This window comes from Nocardioides immobilis, from assembly GCF_003515065.1.
Taxonomy (GTDB): domain Bacteria; phylum Actinomycetota; class Actinomycetes; order Propionibacteriales; family Nocardioidaceae; genus Nocardioides; species Nocardioides immobilis.
This window is the reverse complement of sequence record NZ_QXGH01000009.1, coordinates 264,263-282,002: the sequence shown is the minus strand read 5'-3', so window position 1 is coordinate 282,002 and position 17,740 is coordinate 264,263. Positions and strand designations below refer to the sequence as shown.

The following is a 17,740-nucleotide window of genomic DNA, read 5'->3' as shown; positions in this document are numbered from 1 at the left end:
ATGAGGTGCCTGGCACTCAGGCGGGGAAGCGGTCGGTGGCGTGCTCGGCGACGTGGATCGCCTCGAGCCGCTCCGGTCCGGCCCGGGTGACCAGGACGAGAGAGCCGCCCTTCGCGAGCGGCTCCGTGAAGGTCGCGAGCTCCGGTGGGGAAGCCGGACTCGCGGCCACCAGGAGGCGGCCGTTGCCGGTGACGAGAGTCCCGGCGGCGGCCGCTTCCCACATCTCCTGCTGGGAGAGCCGGACACCGGACCGGTCGACCGCAGGATCGTCCTCCGTCGGCGGGTCCCAGGGTGTGAACGCGTCGGGCTGCGACCAGATCTCGACGCCGACGTCGTGAACGCCCGGTGGCACGGGCGCGGCGAACCGCACGCCGAGCGGCAGCAACGAGCAGGCGAGCACCACGCGATCGGCGGCGTCCCCCGCCCACCGGTCGAGGAGGTCCGGTCCGCACACGACCGCGGTGGGGTCGTCTGCGTCGGTCACCACCAGGCCGGCGCTCCACGCGGCTCCGAGGAACACCGGGGTGAGCCAGTGCGGCGGCAGGTCGACGCGCAGCGTGTCGCCCCGCTCGAGCCCGAGCTCGTCGACCAGGAGGGAGCCGGCCTTCGCGACCCAGTTGGCGTACGTCGTCACGGACAGCTCGACCCGCTCGCCCGTCGCGTCGTCGTAGAACGTGACGAGTGGACGGCCGGGCTCGCCGCGCAGGCGGCCGGCGAGCACTGCAGCGAACGTGGAGGCGGACACGGTGCCGAGGATAGGCCGCAGCCTTCGGGCCCCACCGCGCGGTCGGTCCGCGATGGCGGTCGTCTAGTGTGGCCGAGGTCTGCGACACGAGCATCTGGGGGTATTTGACGTGGTTGACGGCGAGATCGACGCGTTCTGGGCGGTGGTTCCGGCCGGCGGTGCCGGCACCCGCCTCTGGCCTCTCTCACGGTCGTCGTCCCCTAAATTCCTCCACGACCTGACGGGCCAGGGGCGCACGCTGCTCGAGCAGACGCACGACCGGCTGGCCCCGCTGGTGGACGACCGGTTCCTCATCGTGACCGGCCGCGCGCACGAGCAGGCCGTCCGCGCGCAGCTCACGAAGCTCGGACCGGAGTCCGTGATCGCCGAGCCGTCCCCGCGCGACTCGATGGCCGCGATCGGGCTCGCCGCGGCGATCCTCGAGCGCCGGGCGAGCGAGACCGGCGAGGACGTCGTGATGGGCTCGTTCGCCGCCGATCACGTGATCGCCGACCAGGCCGCGTTCCGCCGTACGGTCGCACAGGCGGTCGCGGCGGCGCGCGAGGACTGGCTGGTCACGATCGGCATCGAGCCGACCTTCCCGAGCTCGGCGTTCGGCTACATCCGCCAGGGGAACGGCCTGCCGGGGCACGAGCAGGCGCGGGTCGTCGAGGCCTTCGTCGAGAAGCCGTCGGTGAGCGTGGCCGAGGAGTACCTCGCGACAGGTCAGTACCGCTGGAACGCCGGGATGTTCGTCGTCCGGCCCGGAGTCCTGCTCGACCTGCTCGCCGACCAGAGCCCCGACTTCGCCGCTGCCCTCCGCGAGCTCGCCGGCGCTCCCGAGCGGCTCGACGAGCGGTGGCCCGGCCTGCCGAAGGTCGCCATCGACCATGCAGTCGCCGAACCCGCCGCGGCGGCAGGCCGGGTGGCCACGGTGCCGGGCAGCTTCGGCTGGGACGACGTCGGCGACTTCGACTCGCTGGCCGGGCTGCTCGGCGACGCGGAGAAGTGCACGGTCCTCGGCGACCCGGACCTGGTCCTGTCGCGCCAGTCGACCGGGCTGGTGGTGCCCGGTTCCGGCCGCGTGATCGCCGTGCTCGGCCTCGACGACGTCGTCGTCATCGACACTCCCGACGGACTGCTCGTCGCGTCGCGCGAGGCAGCGCAGGACGTGAAGTCCGTCGTCGCCGAGCTCAAGGAGCAGGGGCGCCCCGAGCTGACCTGACTACTGGCCGGTGTAGCCGCCGTACGGCTCCGGGGCGTCGTAGTAGGGGTAGTCCTTCATGAACTGCTCGAGTGCCTCGCCGCTGGGCTCGGAGCAGTACTGCCAGACGCCCTCGGACTTGCCGGTCGCCTGGTCCGCACTCCAGTGCGTGAAGGCGATGTGCTGACCGTCGGGGAAGTCCTCGCCGTCGTCGCTGGTCCACGGCACGGCCTTGAACGAGAGCCGGTTGTTGGTGTCGCTGTCGTCGAGGCGGTCGGCGATCGCCTTGATCTCGCCGATGGTCGACGCGTCGTCGGCGGCCTCCTCGTCGTACCAGAGGATGGTGAAGCCGTGCTCGAGGTTGTGCACCAGCGTCTCGATCTCGGGGCGCGAGTCCTCGGTGTAGAAGCGGTCCTCGATGGTGTCCGGCTGGTCCCAGTGCGGACCGAAGGCGGGGGGCGCCTCCGGGTAGGTCAGCTGCTCGCCCTCCCGGTGGTCCGACTGGCCCTCGGCCGCCTTGGTGGTGACCTCGCCGCACGAGGAGGCCGGGCCGCCGATGTCGGCGAGCGCCTCGTCGTCGTACTTCTTCTGCTCGATCCAGGTGCGGATCGGGTTGAAGGCGGCGACGCCGACGATGACGACCGCGGCGACGATGCAGATGCCCACGATCATGAAGCCCTGACGCTTCTCGGCGCTCTTCTGCTTGCGCCGGATGTCGTCGATGACCTTCTGGCGGTCCGACTTCTCGGACTTGGTGGTCTTGGCCACGGTGCGGGTTACCTCGATGTCGTGGGGCGGGTCGCGGTGAGTCTACGGACTCACCACTGACAAGCGGAGATCGGTGCCGTCGGGCACCGGGTCGACGGTCCAGCCGTGGACGAACGCAAGGATCTCGATGAGCTCGGGCTGGTCGCCGGCACACCGTACGACGTCGCCGGCCGCCCGGGCGTCGACACCGAACCAGGTGAGCAGCTCGACCAGCTCGTCGGACGTGACCGGCGCACCGAACGGAGCCGCGTCCGCCGGGTGCCGGACCAGGGCCCGCAGCACGGCCTCGCGCGCGCCGTACCCGAACAGGTCGCCGCCGTCGGGGCGGATCAGCGCCCCTGCGCCGGGACCGTCGTCGCCCGGATCCAGCACCAGGTCGGCGCGGCCGCGGACCACGGCGAACGGGCGGCCGCCGAGCTTGCCCTGCGCCAGCTCGGCGACCGACGCGATCTCGTCGGCCACGGCGGGGGCGGTCACGGCGAGCTCGTTGCCGTGCTCGTCGAGCCGGCCCTCGAAGGACTCGAGGACGACGACGCCGGCGGCACCGACCGCGATGTCGGTCTGGCCCTCGCGCCAGGCGCGGCCGGCGGTGTCGGTGACGATCACGCCGACGTTGCGGCCGGTGCGCTCGGCGATGGCGGCCCGCAGCCGGGCGGCGGAGGCGTCCGGGTCAAGCGGCAGGAGTACGACGGCGCCGCGAGCGACGTTCGACGCGTCGACCCCGGCCGCGGCCATCGTGAGCCCCAGCCGGTTGCGCACGATCCGGGTGGCACCACGGCGGGCGACCGAGCGGACCGTCTCGGCGGTGATCCACTCCTCGCGGTCACCGTCGACGACCCGCCCCTCGGCCTTGCTCACCACCTTGCTGGTGACGACGACGATGTCGCCGTCGGCGAGATCGACCACCGGTAGCAGGAGCGCGGCGAGGTCGTCGCCCTCCCGCACCTCCGGCACCCCGTCGGGTGCGGTGACCGTCAGCATCAGCCCGCGACCAGCTCGATCGCGGCGGCGGCCATGGCGGCGGTGGCGTCGTGGTCGGTCATCATCAGCGGTACGGCGGCGCACCGGATCCCGGCCTCCTCGAGCGCCGCGACCTCGCCGGCGTCGCGCTCGTCGACCAGCCAGCCGTCGAGGACGCCGCCGGCGCTGCGTGCTCCGTAGTGCCGGCCGACGCCGGCCGCGCTCACCTCGACCCCGATGGTCGCGAGCAGCTGCTCCGCCATGCCGCGCACGTGGCTCCCGCCGACGATGGGGGAGAGGCCGACGACCGGCGCCGCGGTCGTGCGCAGGGCGTCCCGCACGCCGGGGACGCCGAGGATGGTGCCGACGGAGACCACCGGGTTGGACGGCGGCAGCACGACCAGGTCGGCACCGGCGATCGCGTCCAGGACGCCGGGGCCGGGCGAGGAGTCGTCGAGCCCGACGACCACGATGGTCTCGGCGGCGACCTCGGCGCGCAGCCGCACCCAGTACTCCTGGAAGTGCACGACGCGGCGGCCGCTCGGTGACGCCGGGTCGGCGACGGCCACGTGGGTCTCGACCCGCTCGTCGGTCATCGGGAGCAGCCGCACCCGGTCGCCCCACACCGGCTCCAGCCACCGCTTGCAGAGCGCGTCGGTCACCTGCGACAGCGCGTAGCCGGCGTCGATCAGCTGGGTGCGCACCAGGTGGGTGGCGATGTCCCGGTCGCCGAGCCCGAACCAGGTGGGCTCCACGCCGTACGCCGCGAGCTCCTCCTTCGCGCTCCAGGTCTCGTCGCGCCGTCCCCAGCCGCGGCCCGGGTCGATGCCGTCGCCCAGCGTGTACATCACCGTGTCGAGATCGGGGCAGACCTTGAGGCCGTGGATCCACCAGTCGTCGGCGGTATTGGCCACGACGGTGACCTCTGCGTCGGCGTCGACTCCCGGCAGCGTGCCGGCCGTGATCCCGTGCAGCAGGCCCCGGAGGAACCGTGCCCCGCCCATGCCTCCCGACAGCACCGTCAGCTTCTTCATGGGCTCAACTCTGCCGGTTGGGCGGCCCCGCCCCGCCGCGGGGGCGGAGAGCGACCGTGATAACGGCTTGCGTATAGCAGATTCGGGCTTGACTACGTGGGTATGACATGCGTGTAATTCCACTAGTGTCGTTAACGGCACATGGGGGTCGAAAGGGGCGGAACGGTGAGAGAACTATTCCTGGTCGAGGATGTGGACACCGAGGACCTGGGGTGGCAGGAACGCGCGCTGTGCGCGCAGACCGACCCCGAGGCATTTTTTCCGGAGAAGGGCGGGTCGACGCGCGAGGCCAAGAAGGTCTGCCAGACCTGCGAGGTCCGGGTCGAGTGCCTGGAGGCGGCGCTCATGCAGGACGAGCGCTTCGGCATCTGGGGCGGCCTGTCCGAGCGTGAGCGACGCAAGCTGAAGAAGAGAGCGGTATAACCGCACAGCGGCTCGCATTCGGAGCGCTGGCCCTGCGCCACTAGGCTCGCTCCTCGTGTCCGATGTCGCGGTGGTGCTCGTCAGCCACGACGGCGCGTCGTGGCTGCCGGCAGTGCTCGACGGGATCCGGGCACAGACCGCGCCGATCGCGGGCGTCCTCGCGGTCGACACCGGCAGCAAGGACGGCAGCGCCGACCTGATCGAGTCCGCACTCTCTGCCGACCCGGCGCTTCCCGTCGGCGTCCTGCGCGAGAGCGGCCGTACGTCGTACCCGCAGGCCGTGGCGCTGGCGACCGCGGCGTTGCAGGAGCACGGCCTCGACCCCGAGTGGGTCTGGCTGCTGCACGACGACAGCAACCCGGCGCCCGACGCGCTCGAGCAGCTGCTCGCGGCCGCCTTCGCCCGGCCCGAGGCCGACTTCCTCGGTCCCAAGCTCCGGGAGTGGCCGTCGCTGAAGCGGCTGCTCGAGGTGGGCGTCACCGTCAGCGCGACCGGGCGACGGGAGACCGGCCTCGAGCGCGGTGAGTACGACCAGGGCCAGCACGACCGCGTCCGCGAGGTGCTGGCGGTCAACAGCGCCGGCCTCCTCGTCCGGCGTACGGCGCTCGAGGAGCTCGGCGGCTTCGACGAGCACCTGCCGATGTTCGGCAACGACATCGACCTCGGCTGGCGCGCGGCCGCGGCCGGCCGCACGACGCTGGTGGTGCCGAAGGCCGTGGTCTTCCACGCCGAGGCCGCGCACCGCGGCATCCGACGGACGCCGCTCACCGGTCGCCACACCCACTACCAGGAGCGCCGGGCGGCCCTGTTCACGCTGCTCGCCAACTGTCGCGGCAGGGCGCTGCCGTTCCAGGCGGTGCGCCTGGCGCTCGGCTCGGTGCTGCGGATGCTCGGCTTCCTCGTGGTCCGGTCGGTCGGGGAGGCGCTCGATGAGCTCGCTGCGGTCGTCTCGGTCTACAGCCGGCCCGGCCCGCTGCTCGAGGCCCGCAGGCAGCGACGGCAACGCCAGTCCGCGCCCCCCGACCATGATCGGGTCACGCGACTCCTCGCCCCGTGGTGGTTGCCCTATCGCCACGGCCTCGACCTCGTCAGCGACCTCGCCGCCGCCGCCAGCAACCAGGCGGCCGACGTCGCCGAGCGGCGCCGCGCCGCGGCCGCCGAGCGCGATCCGTCGCCGCCGGTGGCCCGCCACAAGACCGACGACGACGAGGACTTCGAGGACACCGGGCTGGTCGCCCGCTTCCTCACCGACCCGGTCGCGGTCGCGCTCGCGGTGGCCGCCCTCGCGTTCGTGATCGGCGCGCGGGACGCGTTCGGCGCGGTCAGCGGAGGTGCGCTGTCGCCGGTCCCTGATGGCGCCGGCGACTGGTGGGCCCTCCACTACGAGAGCTGGCACCCGATCGGCTTCGGCAGCGCGGTGCCCGCGCCGCCGTACGTCCTGCCGCTCGCGCTCGCCGCCACCCTCCTCGGCACCGTCACCACCATGACCGTGCTGCTCGTCGCCGCGGCGCCGCTGGCGCTGTGGGGCGCGTGGCGGTTCCTGCGGGTGATCGGGCGACTCATCAGCCGGTACGGCGCCCCGCGGTGGCTCCTGCTCTGGGGCGCGACCAGCTATGCGCTGGTCCCGCTCGTCGCCGGCGCGTGGGGTGGTGGCCGCTGGGGCGTCGTGGTCGCCGCCGCTGTGCTGCCGTGGCTCGCGCACGCCGCCCTCGGCTTCGCCGAGCCCGAGGCGGCGCGGCGCTGGCGCGCGGCCTGGCGGACCGGCTTCCTGCTGACCCTGCTCACCGCCGTCGCGCCGGTGACCTGGTGGCTCTGTGCGGTTCTCGGCGCGGTCGTGGTCGCCACATCGGCCGTGGTGGTGCGGAGCGCGATCCGCGACCGGTCCGTGTGGGGCCCGCCCGCGACCGCGCTCGGCGTGCCGGCCGTGCTCCTCGCGCCCTGGTGGCTGCCGGCCGTGTGGGAGGGCGCGGGCGGTGGCCTGTTCCTGGACGTGGGTCGCTGGCCGACGGCTCCGACCGACGGTCTCGACGTGCTGGTGGGCCGGTTCGGCGAGCTCGGAGCGCCGTGGTGGCTCGGCCTGGTGCTCCCGGTGCTCGCGCTGCTCGCCCTGGTCCCGCGGCCGACCCGGATCGGTGTCGTGCTGTGCTGGCTGGTCGCCGCCGTCGCCGCCGTGGTGGCGGTGCCGCTCGGCCTCACCACGGTCGACGTCTACGGCGCCGCGACGCAGCAGCCCGGCCTCGGCCCGGTGCTGCTCGTCGTCCACGGCGCCTGGATCACCGCCGCGCTCCTCGGCGCGATGGCGCTCACCGAGCGCTCGCCGTCGCCGGTCGTGCTCCCGCGGGTCGCGCAGGCGGCCACCGCGGTGGTCGGCCTGGTCGCCGCGGCGGTGCCGGTCGCCGGACTGGTCTGGTTCGCCGGATGGGGTGGCGACGAGCTGCAGTCGCACCCCGAGAGCGGCATTCCGGTCTACATGTCGCAGCAGGCCCAGAAGGCCCCCGAGTACGGCATCCTCGTCGTCCGCGGAAGCGTCGCGGACGGTCTCACCTACCAGGTCGAGCGGGGCGACGGCCCGACCCTGGGCGAGGACGAGATCGCCGCCCTGACCGACGAGGACGCGGACGCGACCACGCTGGTCGGTGACCTCGCAACGGCTCCCGCACCGGAGGCCGTCGACGCCCTCACCGAGCGGGGCATCCGCTACGTCGTGCAGCCGGCACCGGCCGACGGCGCGGTCGCGACCCGACTCGACGCCACCGCCGGCCTGGAGCGGGCCAGTGCGGAGGATCCGACGACCCGTGCCTGGCAGGTGCTCCGCGAGCCGGAGCCCACGTCGGCCGAGGGACCGCGCTCGTGGGCGCGGATCCTGCTGCTGGTGCTCCAGGCGGTCGCGATCCCCGTGGTCGTGGTGCTCGGACTCCCGACGATGCGCAGGAGCAGGCCCAGGAGCATGGAATGAGCGACCAGAGCGACCAGCAGGGGACCGGCCGCCGGGCCGACCGCGCCGGGGCGACGGCGCCGGGACGGCGCGGCATCGTGCAACGGCACAAGGTGGATGTGCTCGTCGTACTCGGCATCGTGCTGCCGTCCGTCGTCGCCGCCGCCTTCGCCGTGATCGACGGCGACGAGTCGCAGACCTGGCCGGCGGCGCCCCCGTCGGCAGCGCCGCTCAGTGACGCGTCCGTGGTCTGCGCCGCAGCGGCGAGCAGCACGGCGGGCGACGTGGTGCTGTCGCGGGTGCCGAAGGTGAAGGGCGGCAGGGTGGCGGTGGACGTCGCCGAGGGCGACGGCGCCGTGCTCGCCGAGCGCAGGCCGGTCGACGTCCGGCCGGGCGAGCTGACCTCCGTCGCGACCGACGGCGACGTGGTGGCCACCGGCCAGGACGATGCGGCGCCCGGCCTGGTGGCGGGCCGCACCGGCGCGGCCCGTGCCGCGGCCGAGTGCCGTGCCCCGACCTTCGACGAGTGGTACGTCGGGATCGGTGCGGCCGCGAAGCAGTCCTCGGTGATCGAGCTGGTCAACCCCGACGACGGCCCCGCCGTCGTCGAGATCGCGATCTACGGCCGGCCCGGGCTGGTCGAGGAGGACGACCTGCACGGGATCCGGGTCCCCGGGCACCAGGTGATGAGGATCGACCTCTCACGGGTCGCGCCGCGGCGCGGCACGCTCGCCGCGCACCTGACCGTGGTGCGCGGCCGGGTCGCCACGACCGTGCGGCACACCTACGACCCCCTCGGCCGGAGCGCGCCGCGGGTCGACTTCCTGCCCGCCCAGGCGCGGCCCGCGACCGAGAACCTGCTGCTCGGGGTGCCCGCCGACGCCGCCGGCCACGTGTCCCTCTTCAACCCCGGCGAGGACGAGGTCCGCGCGACGGTGCGGGTCGTCTCCGACAGGGCGGTCTTCACCCCGGCCGGCCTCGACGACGTCCGGATCCCCGGAGGCACGGTGCGACAGGTTCCGCTGTCGCAGGTGCTGACCAGGGAGGCGGCCGGCGGGGCGCTCGGCCTGGAGGTGGTGTCGGCGCAGCCTCTCGTCGCGTCCGTGCGCGTGCTCGGCGAGGACCTCGGGCTGATCGCGCCGTCCACCGAGGTCGGCGAGGGTCAGCCGACGACGGTCGTCGTGCCGGCCGGGCCGAAGTCGTTGGTCCTCGCCGGCGCGATCCGTGCCGGTGTGGTCGAGGTGACGGCGACCGACGCGCGGGGCAGGGTGCTGCTCGACGGGAAGCGGACCGAGATCGGCGCCGACCGCGGGCACAGCCTGAAGATCCCGGACGCAGCGGTCCTGGTCACCGTCGAGGCGAGGAACACCCCGATCGTCGGCTCGGTCGTGCTCACGGGTGACCGCGTCGCCGTACTGCGGTTGCGGCCCGCAGAGACCACCGCCCAGATCCCTGTCGTCCGCCCGGAGTAGGGGGAGTAGACGCCATGCCGTGGACCTGGGACCTGCTCCGTCCCGCGCTGGAGAAGCTGGAGCTTCCCGACGGGCAGTACGTCGTCGGCCTGTCCGGCGCGTTGCTCGCCAACGAGTCGCTGGAGGTCGTCGACGAGGTCGAGCTGCTGGTCACCGACGACCTCTACGAGGACCTGGAGCGGTGGGGCTGGATCCGGGACCAGGGTCACGGCGGGCTGGTGTGCCCCTCGGAGGACGACCTGTTCGTCCGTGCGGGCGACGTGGGCGACGCCTACCGGGCGACGATCGCGGAGCTCGTCAGGGAGGCGTGGCACCAGGACGGGATCCCGCTGGTCTCGATGGTGCAGGTCGAGCCGAGGTCGGCGCAGGCGGTCGTCGACGGGACGACCACGGGGGTGGCCGATGACCACGCCCGGTACCTGGCGTGGACGTGGGAGCGGGTGCGGGCCACGCTGACCGACCTCGACCTCCCCGACGGTGAGTACGTCGTCGGCCTGTCCGGCGCGATGCTCGCCAACGAGTCGGTGGAGGCCGCCGAGGAGGTCGTGCTGCTCGTGACCGACGCGCTCTACGAGCAGCTCGCCCAGCGGGGCTGGGTCCCGGACGAGAACTACGGGCTTGAGTGTCCCACCGACGCCGACCTGTTCGTCCGCACCGGCGACGTGAGCGACACCTATCGCGCCGCGATCCCGGACCTGGTCGCTGACGGCTGGCGTCAGGACGGCATCCCCGTCGTCTCCATGATGCAGATCGATCCCCGTGCGGTGCGGTCGTTCCTCGGCCGCTAGCGACCAAGGATCGCTAGTCGAGGTCGTCGGGGTAGCGGGGGTCGACGTCGGACGGCGGGATCCCGAGCAGCTCGGCCACCTGCTCCACCACGACGGTGAGCACCATCGCCTCGAGCTCGGCGCGATCGCTGGCCCGGTGCTCCAGCGGCCGGCGGAAGACGACGAGCCGGGTCGGGACGGCGCCGGACCCGCGGACCAGTGAGGACAGGGGCACCGACCCGGCTTCCCAGTCGTCGGGCAGCTGAGGGGTGTCCTCGACGGCGTACTCCACCAGGCCGAGGCGGTCCGACCACCGTTCGTCGATGGCGGTGACGACGTCGAGCACCATCCGGTCGAAGGACTCGCCCTGGTTCCACGGCCGGGGCGGCCGGCCCCAGCCAGGGTGCCCGAGCGCCGCGGGGCCGCGGAGACCGCGGCCGCGCCGGTCACGCCGGGAACGCGGTGCCGGTCGGGAGTCCTCCACGAGCCGCGAGCCTATCCGCCGCGGTGCCCCCGACGGGGTACCGTCTGCCGCGTGAGTCTCGCCCGGCGCTGTTCGCGCACCGCCTGCGCCCGCCACGCGGTCGCGACGCTCACCTACGTCTACGTCGACCAGACCGCCGTCCTCGGCCCGCTGGCGACGTACGCCGAGCCGCACGCCTACGACCTCTGCGACCTCCACAGCGAGCGCCTGTCGGCACCCCGCGGGTGGGAGGTCCTGCGGCTGTCCCTGGACCAGGCGGTGCCCGGCCCGACCGAGGACGACCTGCTGGCGCTCGCGGACGCCGTCCGCGAGGCCGCACGCCCGATGACACCGCGTCCGGCCGCCGTGCTGGACGCCTCCCAGGAGACCGGCCGCGAGGTCACGCGCCGCGGTCACCTGCGGGTCCTGACGAACGACTGACCAACCCCGAGCGCGTCCCGAGGGAGCGCCGTGTCGGCGAGCGAGCCGATCCACTAGGTTTGCGGTCATGTCGACGACCCCGACGACCCTGCTTGACAACGTCAACGCGGTCTTCAAGGCCTACGACGTCCGCGGGACGGTGCCGGACCAGCTCGACGAGGACTTCGCCCGGACCGCCGGCCAGGCCTATGTCAAGGTGCTGGGAGTGACGTCGATGGTGATCGGCTACGACATGCGGCCGAGCTCGCCCGGCCTCGCCGGCGCGTTCGCCGACGGCGCGACCAGCGCCGGCGCCGACGTCACCATGATCGGCCTCGCGTCCACCGACCAGCTCTACTTCGCGTCCGGCCACCTCGGGCTGCCCGGCGCCATGTTCACGGCGAGCCACAACCCGGCGCAGTACAACGGGATCAAGATGTGCCGTGCCCACGCGCAGCCGGTCGGCCTCGAGAGCGGGCTCGCCGAGATCCGCGACCTCGTGGTCAAGGGCCCGGCGGTGACGGCGACGCGGAGCGGGTCGATCTCCAGCCACGACGTCCTCCAGGCGTACGCCGCCCACCTGCTCGCGCTCGCCCCCGTCGCCGGCCGCAAGCTGAAGGTCGTCGTCGACGCCGGCAACGGCATGGCCGGTCACACCGCGCCCGCCGTCTTCGAGCGGCTCGCCGACCAGGTCGAGCTGGTCCCGATGTACTTCGAGCTCGACGGCACCTTCCCCAACCACGAGGCCAACCCGATCGACGAGGCCAACCTGGTCGACCTGCAGCAGCGGGTCCTGGCGGAGAAGGCCGACATCGGGCTCGCCTTCGACGGCGACGCGGACCGCTGCTTCCTCGTCGACGAGCGCGGGCGGGCGGTGTCGCCGTCCACGCTGACCGCGCTGATCGCGGCCCGCGAGCTCGCCAAGGAGCCGGGCTCGACGATCATCCACAACCTGATCACGAGCCGCGCGGTGCCCGAGATCGTCGCCGAGCTCGGCGGCAAGCCGGTCCGCACGCGCGTGGGTCACTCGTTCATCAAGGCGACGATGGCCGAGACCGACGCGATCTTCGGCGGCGAGCACAGCGGTCACTTCTACTTCCGCGACTTCTGGCGCGCGGACTCCGGGATGCTCGCCGCGCTGCACGCACTGGCGGCGCTCGCCGGGACCGACCAGCCGCTGTCGGCCCTGCTCGCGGAGTACGAGCGCTACCCGATGAGCGGCGAGATCAACACCGAGGTCACCGACCAGCTGGCGGTGCTCGCCGAGCTGGACGCGACGTACGGCGACCGCGATGACGTCGAGGTGGACCACCTCGACGGCCTCAGCGTGGTCGCTGCCGACTGGGCGTTCAACGTGCGGGCGTCCAACACCGAGCCGCTGCTGCGTCTCAATGCCGAGGGGAAGGACTCCACCACCATGGCCGCGATCCGCGACGAGGTGCTCACGATCATCAGGGGTGGGCGATGAGCGCCGAGGGTGTCGGTGTGGCGCCGGAGCTGCTCGCGATCATCGTCTGCCCGGCCTGTCACGGCGACCTCGCGCTCGCCGAGGGTGACCAGCCCGAGCTCGTCTGCCAGGGCTGTGGCCTGGCTTATCCGGTCCGCGACGGCATCCCGGTGCTTCTCGTGGACGAGGCCCGTTCCACGCGCTGATCCGAGCTGACATGAGGGCTGTCCGATGACCTGGTTCGACGAGTCCCGTCTCGACGACGAGATCGCGCTCGGTAGCGCCGACCTCCGGCTGCGCACCCTGGCCGAGTCCGGCGCGCGGATCCGCCGCGAGGCCGGCGCCGCCACCGACGCGATCGCCGAGGCGGTCGGCCGGGCCTCGGACGCCCGGCCGCGGGCCGTGATCGCAGCCGGCCCCGACTCCCGCCTGCTGCGTGCCGTGCTGGAGCCGTGGTGCCCGGTGCCGTTCGTCGCCTGGCCGTCGGCCGGCCTGCCCGGCTGGGCCGGCAGCCTCGACCTGGTGGTCGTGCTGGCACCCGACGGCTCGGACACCGGCACCGCCTCTGCGGTCGCCGAGGCGGCCCGCCGGGGCTGCCAGGTGGTGGTGGCTTGCCCGGCCGAGTCGACCGTCGCCCAGCACGCCGCCGGTCGCTGGACCACGATCCTCCCGACGAGCACCGGTGACCAGCTCGCGACCGCCGTCGCCATGCTGTCGTTCCTGCACCAGGTCGATCTCGGACCCTCGTCCGACCCGGACGCCGTTGCCGAGGCGCTCGACACCGTCGCGATCGACTGCTCACCGGAGCGGGACATCTCGATCAATCCCGCGAAGATGCTCGCCATCGCGCTCGCCGACGCAGCCCCGGTCGTCTGGGGCGGGTCGGTGCTCGCCGCGCGGGCCGCGCGGAGGGTCGCCGAGTCGATCCGTCGTACGTCGGGCCGGGCCGCGGTCGCCGGCGACGCCGAGCACCTGCTGCCGGTCATCGAGGCGGCCCGCCCGCGCAACGTCTTCGCCGACCCGTACGCCGACGGCGGGCGCCAGGGGAGCGAGCGACGCCCCGTCCTGCTGGTCCTCGACGACGGCGCCGAGGACCCGGTCGTCCACGACCACCGCCGCCGCCTCGAGGAGGCGGCCCGGGCCCGTGACGTCCGTGTGGTGTCGGTCACCACCGAGGCCGACGGCGAGGTCGCCCGCTACGCCTCCCTGCTGCTCAACGGCACCTACGCCGCGGAGTACCTCCGCCTCGGGCTCGTCGAGGACTGACCCTCCCGGTCTGTCAGACGATTTGGCTGGACCTCGCCGACCCGGGTACCAAGGAGGGGATGCCCTCCCCCCAACGGATCGCTCGGGACCCGTGGCTGGACAACGCCAAGATGGCCCTGGTCACGCTGGTCGTGATCGGCCATGCCTGGGAGCTGTTGCCGCCGGACGAGCTCAACAGCCGGATGTACGACTTCCTCTACGCGTGGCACATGCCGGCCTTCGTGTTCATCGCCGGCTACCTGACCCGGACGTTCGACTACTCGCCCGAGCGCCTGTGGCAGCTGGTCCGCACCGTCGTCGTGCCGTACGTCGTCTTCGAGTGCCTCTTGGCGCTCTTCCGGCTCCACGTCGGAGGGGAGCGGCTCGAGGACCTCTTCACCGACCCGCACTGGCCGCTGTGGTTCCTCGCGGCGCTCGCGTGCTGGCGACTGCTCACGCCGCTGTTCCTCGCCCTGCCGGCCGTCCTCGCCGTGCTGGTCGCCGTGCTGGTGAGCCTGGCCGCCGGCACGATGGACGCCGACACGGTCCGCTTCCTCGATCTCGCCCGGGTGCTCGGGTTCCTTCCGTTCTTCGTGCTGGGCCTGCACACGACGTCCGACCGCCTCGAGCTGCTCCGGGGTCCCGCGGTCCGCTGGCAGGCCGGTGCCGTGCTCGGGGGCGTGTGGCTGCTGAGCGCGCGCTCCGACGACCTGGCCGGCACCCAGTGGCTCTACTACTCGGTGCCGTACGCCGACCTCGGCGCGACCGACACCGAGGGCGCCCTCACCCGGCTCGGCGTGCTCGCGGTCGGTGGGGCGGCCGGGCTGGCGTTCCTCGCCCTCGTCCCTCGGGTCGACGGCTGGTTCACCCGGATGGGGTCCGCGACGCTCGTCGTCTACCTCTGTCACGGCTTCGTCGTCCTGGGACTCGGGTATGCCGGGTTCGACGACTGGGCCGCCCAGCATCCCGCCCAGGCGCTGCCGGTCACCGTCGTCGTCGGCGCCCTGCTGGCGATCGGCCTCGCCGCCCGTCCGGTCGCTCGCCGGCTCGAGCTGGTCGTCGACCCGTTCGGGCACGCCGAGCAGCAGGTGCAACAGGCGGTCGAGCTGACGGTCGTCGCGCAGGACCCCGGTACCCTTCCGGCCATGCAGAACCAGATGGCCGCCCGATGAGCGCCGGTCTCTTCGGGCTTCTCGACGACGTCGCCGCGATCGCGAAGCTGGCCGCGGCGTCGGTCGACGACGTGGGCGCGGCGGCCGGTCGCGCGACGACGAAGGCGGCCGGCGTGGTCGTCGACGACACGGCGGTGACGCCCCAGTACGTCCACGGCATCGCCGCGGAGCGTGAGCTGCCGATCGTCAAGCGGATCGCGATCGGCTCGATCCGCAACAAGCTGCTGATCATCCTCCCGGCCGCGCTCGCGCTCAGCCAGTGGCTGCCGGACCTGCTGCCGATCATCTTGATGATCGGCGGCACCTTCCTTGCCTACGAGGGCGCGCACAAGGTCTGGGGCATGGTCGCGGGGCACCACGACCACGACATCCCGGTCTCCGAGATCAGCCCCGAGGCGGAGAAGGAGATGGTCGCCGGCGCTGTCCGGACCGACCTGATCCTCTCGGCTGAGATCATGGTGATCGCGCTCGACGAGGTGGCGGACGAGAGCTTCTGGTCGCGGCTGGCGATCCTGGTGGTCGTCGCGTTCGTGATCACGATCGCGGTGTACGGCGTCGTCGCCCTCATCGTGAAGATGGACGACGCCGGCCTCCTGCTGACCCAGCGGCCGTCGGCGTTCGCGCAGCGGTTCGGTCACGGCCTGGTGGCCGCGATGCCGAAGCTGCTGGCGGTCATCTCGGTCGTCGGCACCGTCGCGATGCTCTGGGTCGGTGGGCACATCCTGCTCGTCAACCTGGCGGAGGTCGGCTGGTGGCACGCGCCGTACGACTGGGTCCACCACCTCGAGGAGGACGTCCACCACGCGGTCGACGTGGCCGTGCTCGGACCGACGCTCGCGTGGTCGGTCAACACCTTCTTCTCCGCGGTGGCGGGGCTCCTCGTCGGTGCGGTCGTCGTGGCCGTGATCCAGCTGCTGCCGTTCGGACACGGCGGTGAGCACGCGGAGCCGGACGCCGTCGAGCGACCGGTCAAGCAGGACGACAGCCACCCGGACCAGTGAGTTCGACCAAGGATTCCCCGGGCGTCACACACCGCTTGTAGGGTGGGCGGCGTCCTGTGCGGGAGATCCCGACGAAGCGCAGATGCGCCGCAGAGACCGCCTCCGGACGTCATCGAGGAAGAACTTTCATGGACTACAAGGTTGCTGACCTGAGCCTGGCCGACTACGGCCGCAAGGAGCTCTCGCTCGCCGAGCACGAGATGCCGGGCCTGATGGAGATGCGGGCGCGCTACGGCGACTCCAAGCCCCTGGCCGGGGCGCGTATCGCGGGCTCGCTGCACATGACCATCCAGACCGGTGTGCTCATCGAGACGCTGGTCGCGCTCGGCGCCGACGTGCGCTGGGCCACCTGCAACATCTTCTCCACGCAGGACCACGCTGCTGCGGCCGTCGTCGTCGGCCCTCCCAGCAGCGGAGGCTCCGTCGACAATCCTCAGGGCACGCCGGTGTTCGCGTGGAAGGGCGAGACCCTCGGCGAGTACTGGGACGAGGCCGAGAAGGTCTTCGACTTCAAGGACGAGGCCGGCAACCTGATCGGCCCGAACATGCTGCTCGACGACGGCGGCGACATCACCATGCTCCTCCACAAGGGCGTGGAGTTCGAGAAGGCCGGTGCGGTCCCCGGCCAGGACTCGACCGACAACGAGGAGTACAAGGAGGTCCTGCGCGTCCTGGCCCGTTCGCTCGAGAACAACCCGACGCACTGGACCAACATCGCCAACTCCATCTTGGGCGTCACCGAGGAGACCACCACCGGTGTGCTGCGTCTCTACGACCGGTTCAAGGAGGGCTCGCTCCTCTTCCCGGCCATCAACGTCAACGACTCCGTCACGAAGTCGAAGTTCGACAACAAGTACGGCTGCCGCCACTCGCTCATCGACGGCATCAACCGTGGCACCGACGTGATGATCGGCGGCAAGGTCGCGGTCGTCTGCGGCTACGGCGACGTGGGCAAGGGCTCCGCCGAGTCGCTCCGCGGCCAGGGTGCGCGCGTGATCATCACCGAGATCGACCCGATCTGCGCGCTGCAGGCGGCCATGGACGGCTACGAGGTCAAGCGCCTCGAGTCTGTCGTCGAGACCGCCGACATCTTCATCACGACCACCGGCAACTTCAACATCATCGGGGTCGAGCACTTCAAGAAGATGAAGCACCAGGCGATCGTCGGCAACATCGGCCACTTCGACAACGAGATCGACATGGCCGGCCTGGCCAAGATCCCGGGCATCGTCAAGGACGAGATCAAGCCGCAGGTCCACCAGTGGATCTTCGAGGATGGCAAGAAGATCATCGTGCTGTCCGAGGGCCGCCTGCTGAACCTCGGCAACGCGACCGGCCACCCGTCGTTCGTGATGTCGAACTCCTTCACCAACCAGGTGCTCGCCCAGGTCGAGCTCTACACCAAGACCGACGAGTACCCGGTGGGCGTCTACGTCCTGCCCAAGCACCTCGACGAGGAGGTCGCTCGCCTGCACCTCGACGCCCTCGGCGTCGAGCTGACCGAGCTGACCCAGGAGCAGGCCGACTACCTCGGCGTGCCGGTCGAGGGCCCGTACAAGTCGGACCACTACCGCTACTGAGTCGGATTGCGCGAGCCGCGCACGCGGTTGACGTAGATACCACGACAGGCTGCTTGGCGGCTTGCGGTTGCGTCGGAGCCCCGCACCCCTCACCGGGTGCGGGGCTTCGCGCGTCCTGCCGCCTA

17 protein-coding genes are annotated in these 17,740 nt (G+C 72.3%); 12 read left to right on the top strand and 5 right to left on the bottom strand.

The features are described from left to right. Positions 1–16: 16 nt before the first annotated feature. The gene (locus tag D0Z08_RS02280; RefSeq protein WP_118922200.1) at positions 17–745 is read right to left on the bottom strand and encodes a TIGR03089 family protein; all 729 of its coding nucleotides are present in this window, start codon (positions 743–745) and stop codon (positions 17–19) included. 109 nt (positions 746–854) lie between these two features. Here D0Z08_RS02280 and D0Z08_RS02275 point away from each other — a divergent pair, with 109 nt between their 5' ends. Continuing rightward, entirely contained in the window at positions 855–1,949 is a 1,095-nt protein-coding gene (locus D0Z08_RS02275; RefSeq protein WP_118922198.1) for a mannose-1-phosphate guanylyltransferase, read from the top strand. On the opposite strand, the gene D0Z08_RS02270 is transcribed toward D0Z08_RS02275, so the two are convergent. Genes D0Z08_RS02270 through cofD form a run of 3 tightly spaced genes read right to left on the bottom strand, consistent with a single transcriptional unit; the run spans position 1,950 to position 4,690 of the window. Further along, a complete protein-coding gene (locus tag D0Z08_RS02270) occupies positions 1,950–2,696 on the bottom strand; it encodes a DUF3105 domain-containing protein (RefSeq protein ID WP_245993549.1) in 747 nt (248 codons plus the stop codon). Between the two features lie 42 nt (positions 2,697–2,738). Further along, on the bottom strand, positions 2,739–3,677 hold the full coding sequence (locus tag D0Z08_RS02265) for a coenzyme F420-0:L-glutamate ligase (protein WP_118922196.1): 939 nt from the start codon (positions 3,675–3,677) through the stop codon (positions 2,739–2,741). Next, the gene (cofD, locus tag D0Z08_RS02260) at positions 3,677–4,690 is read right to left on the bottom strand and encodes a 2-phospho-L-lactate transferase (protein ID WP_118922194.1); all 1,014 of its coding nucleotides are present in this window, start codon (positions 4,688–4,690) and stop codon (positions 3,677–3,679) included. The genes D0Z08_RS02265 and cofD overlap by 1 nt, the downstream gene beginning before the upstream one ends. Positions 4,691–4,855: 165 nt before the next feature. Between cofD and D0Z08_RS02255 the strand changes: the two genes are divergently transcribed. Genes D0Z08_RS02255 through D0Z08_RS02240 form a run of 4 tightly spaced genes read left to right on the top strand, consistent with a single transcriptional unit; the run spans position 4,856 to position 10,308 of the window. Beyond that, positions 4,856–5,113 (top strand): WhiB family transcriptional regulator, encoded by a 258-nt coding sequence (locus D0Z08_RS02255; RefSeq protein ID WP_182481099.1) that lies wholly within the window; start codon positions 4,856–4,858, stop codon positions 5,111–5,113. 55 nt (positions 5,114–5,168) lie between these two features. Next, on the top strand, positions 5,169–8,069 hold the full coding sequence (locus D0Z08_RS02250) for a glycosyltransferase family 2 protein (protein WP_118922190.1): 2,901 nt from the start codon (positions 5,169–5,171) through the stop codon (positions 8,067–8,069). Beyond that, entirely contained in the window at positions 8,066–9,520 is a 1,455-nt protein-coding gene (locus D0Z08_RS02245; RefSeq protein ID WP_118922188.1) for a DUF5719 family protein, read from the top strand. The genes D0Z08_RS02250 and D0Z08_RS02245 overlap by 4 nt, the downstream gene beginning before the upstream one ends. A 14-nt stretch (positions 9,521–9,534) precedes the next feature. After that, positions 9,535–10,308 (top strand): hypothetical protein, encoded by a 774-nt coding sequence (locus D0Z08_RS02240; RefSeq protein WP_118922186.1) that lies wholly within the window; start codon positions 9,535–9,537, stop codon positions 10,306–10,308. A 13-nt stretch (positions 10,309–10,321) separates the two neighbouring features. On the opposite strand, the gene D0Z08_RS02235 is transcribed toward D0Z08_RS02240, so the two are convergent. Then, positions 10,322–10,771 carry a metallopeptidase family protein gene (locus tag D0Z08_RS02235; RefSeq protein ID WP_118922184.1) on the bottom strand — a complete coding sequence of 150 codons (450 nt, stop codon included), beginning with the start codon at positions 10,769–10,771 and terminating at the stop codon, positions 10,322–10,324. Between the two features lie 51 nt (positions 10,772–10,822). Between D0Z08_RS02235 and D0Z08_RS02230 the strand changes: the two genes are divergently transcribed. The 7 genes from D0Z08_RS02230 (at position 10,823) to ahcY (ending at position 17,615) form a co-directional block, all read left to right on the top strand. Next, on the top strand, positions 10,823–11,191 hold the full coding sequence (locus tag D0Z08_RS02230; RefSeq protein WP_118922182.1) for a DUF3499 domain-containing protein: 369 nt from the start codon (positions 10,823–10,825) through the stop codon (positions 11,189–11,191). Between the two features lie 67 nt (positions 11,192–11,258). Then, entirely contained in the window at positions 11,259–12,638 is a 1,380-nt protein-coding gene (locus tag D0Z08_RS02225) for a phosphomannomutase/phosphoglucomutase (protein WP_182481098.1), read from the top strand. After that, positions 12,635–12,823 (top strand): Trm112 family protein, encoded by a 189-nt coding sequence (locus D0Z08_RS02220; protein WP_118922180.1) that lies wholly within the window; start codon positions 12,635–12,637, stop codon positions 12,821–12,823. The genes D0Z08_RS02225 and D0Z08_RS02220 overlap by 4 nt, the downstream gene beginning before the upstream one ends. A 25-nt stretch (positions 12,824–12,848) precedes the next feature. Continuing rightward, positions 12,849–13,883: an SIS domain-containing protein gene (locus D0Z08_RS02215; protein ID WP_118922178.1), complete on the top strand. Its 1,035-nt coding sequence runs from the start codon at positions 12,849–12,851 to the stop codon at positions 13,881–13,883. 59 nt (positions 13,884–13,942) lie between these two features. Next, positions 13,943–15,034: an acyltransferase family protein gene (locus D0Z08_RS02210; RefSeq protein ID WP_118922176.1), complete on the top strand. Its 1,092-nt coding sequence runs from the start codon at positions 13,943–13,945 to the stop codon at positions 15,032–15,034. Then, positions 15,031–16,035: a DUF808 domain-containing protein gene (locus D0Z08_RS02205; protein WP_118922174.1), complete on the top strand. Its 1,005-nt coding sequence runs from the start codon at positions 15,031–15,033 to the stop codon at positions 16,033–16,035. The genes D0Z08_RS02210 and D0Z08_RS02205 overlap by 4 nt, the downstream gene beginning before the upstream one ends. Positions 16,036–16,163: 128 nt before the next feature. Beyond that, positions 16,164–17,615, top strand: coding sequence for an adenosylhomocysteinase (gene ahcY, locus D0Z08_RS02200; RefSeq protein ID WP_118922172.1), 1,452 nt, complete (start codon positions 16,164–16,166; stop codon positions 17,613–17,615). The last annotated feature ends 125 nt before the right edge of the window (positions 17,616–17,740 follow it).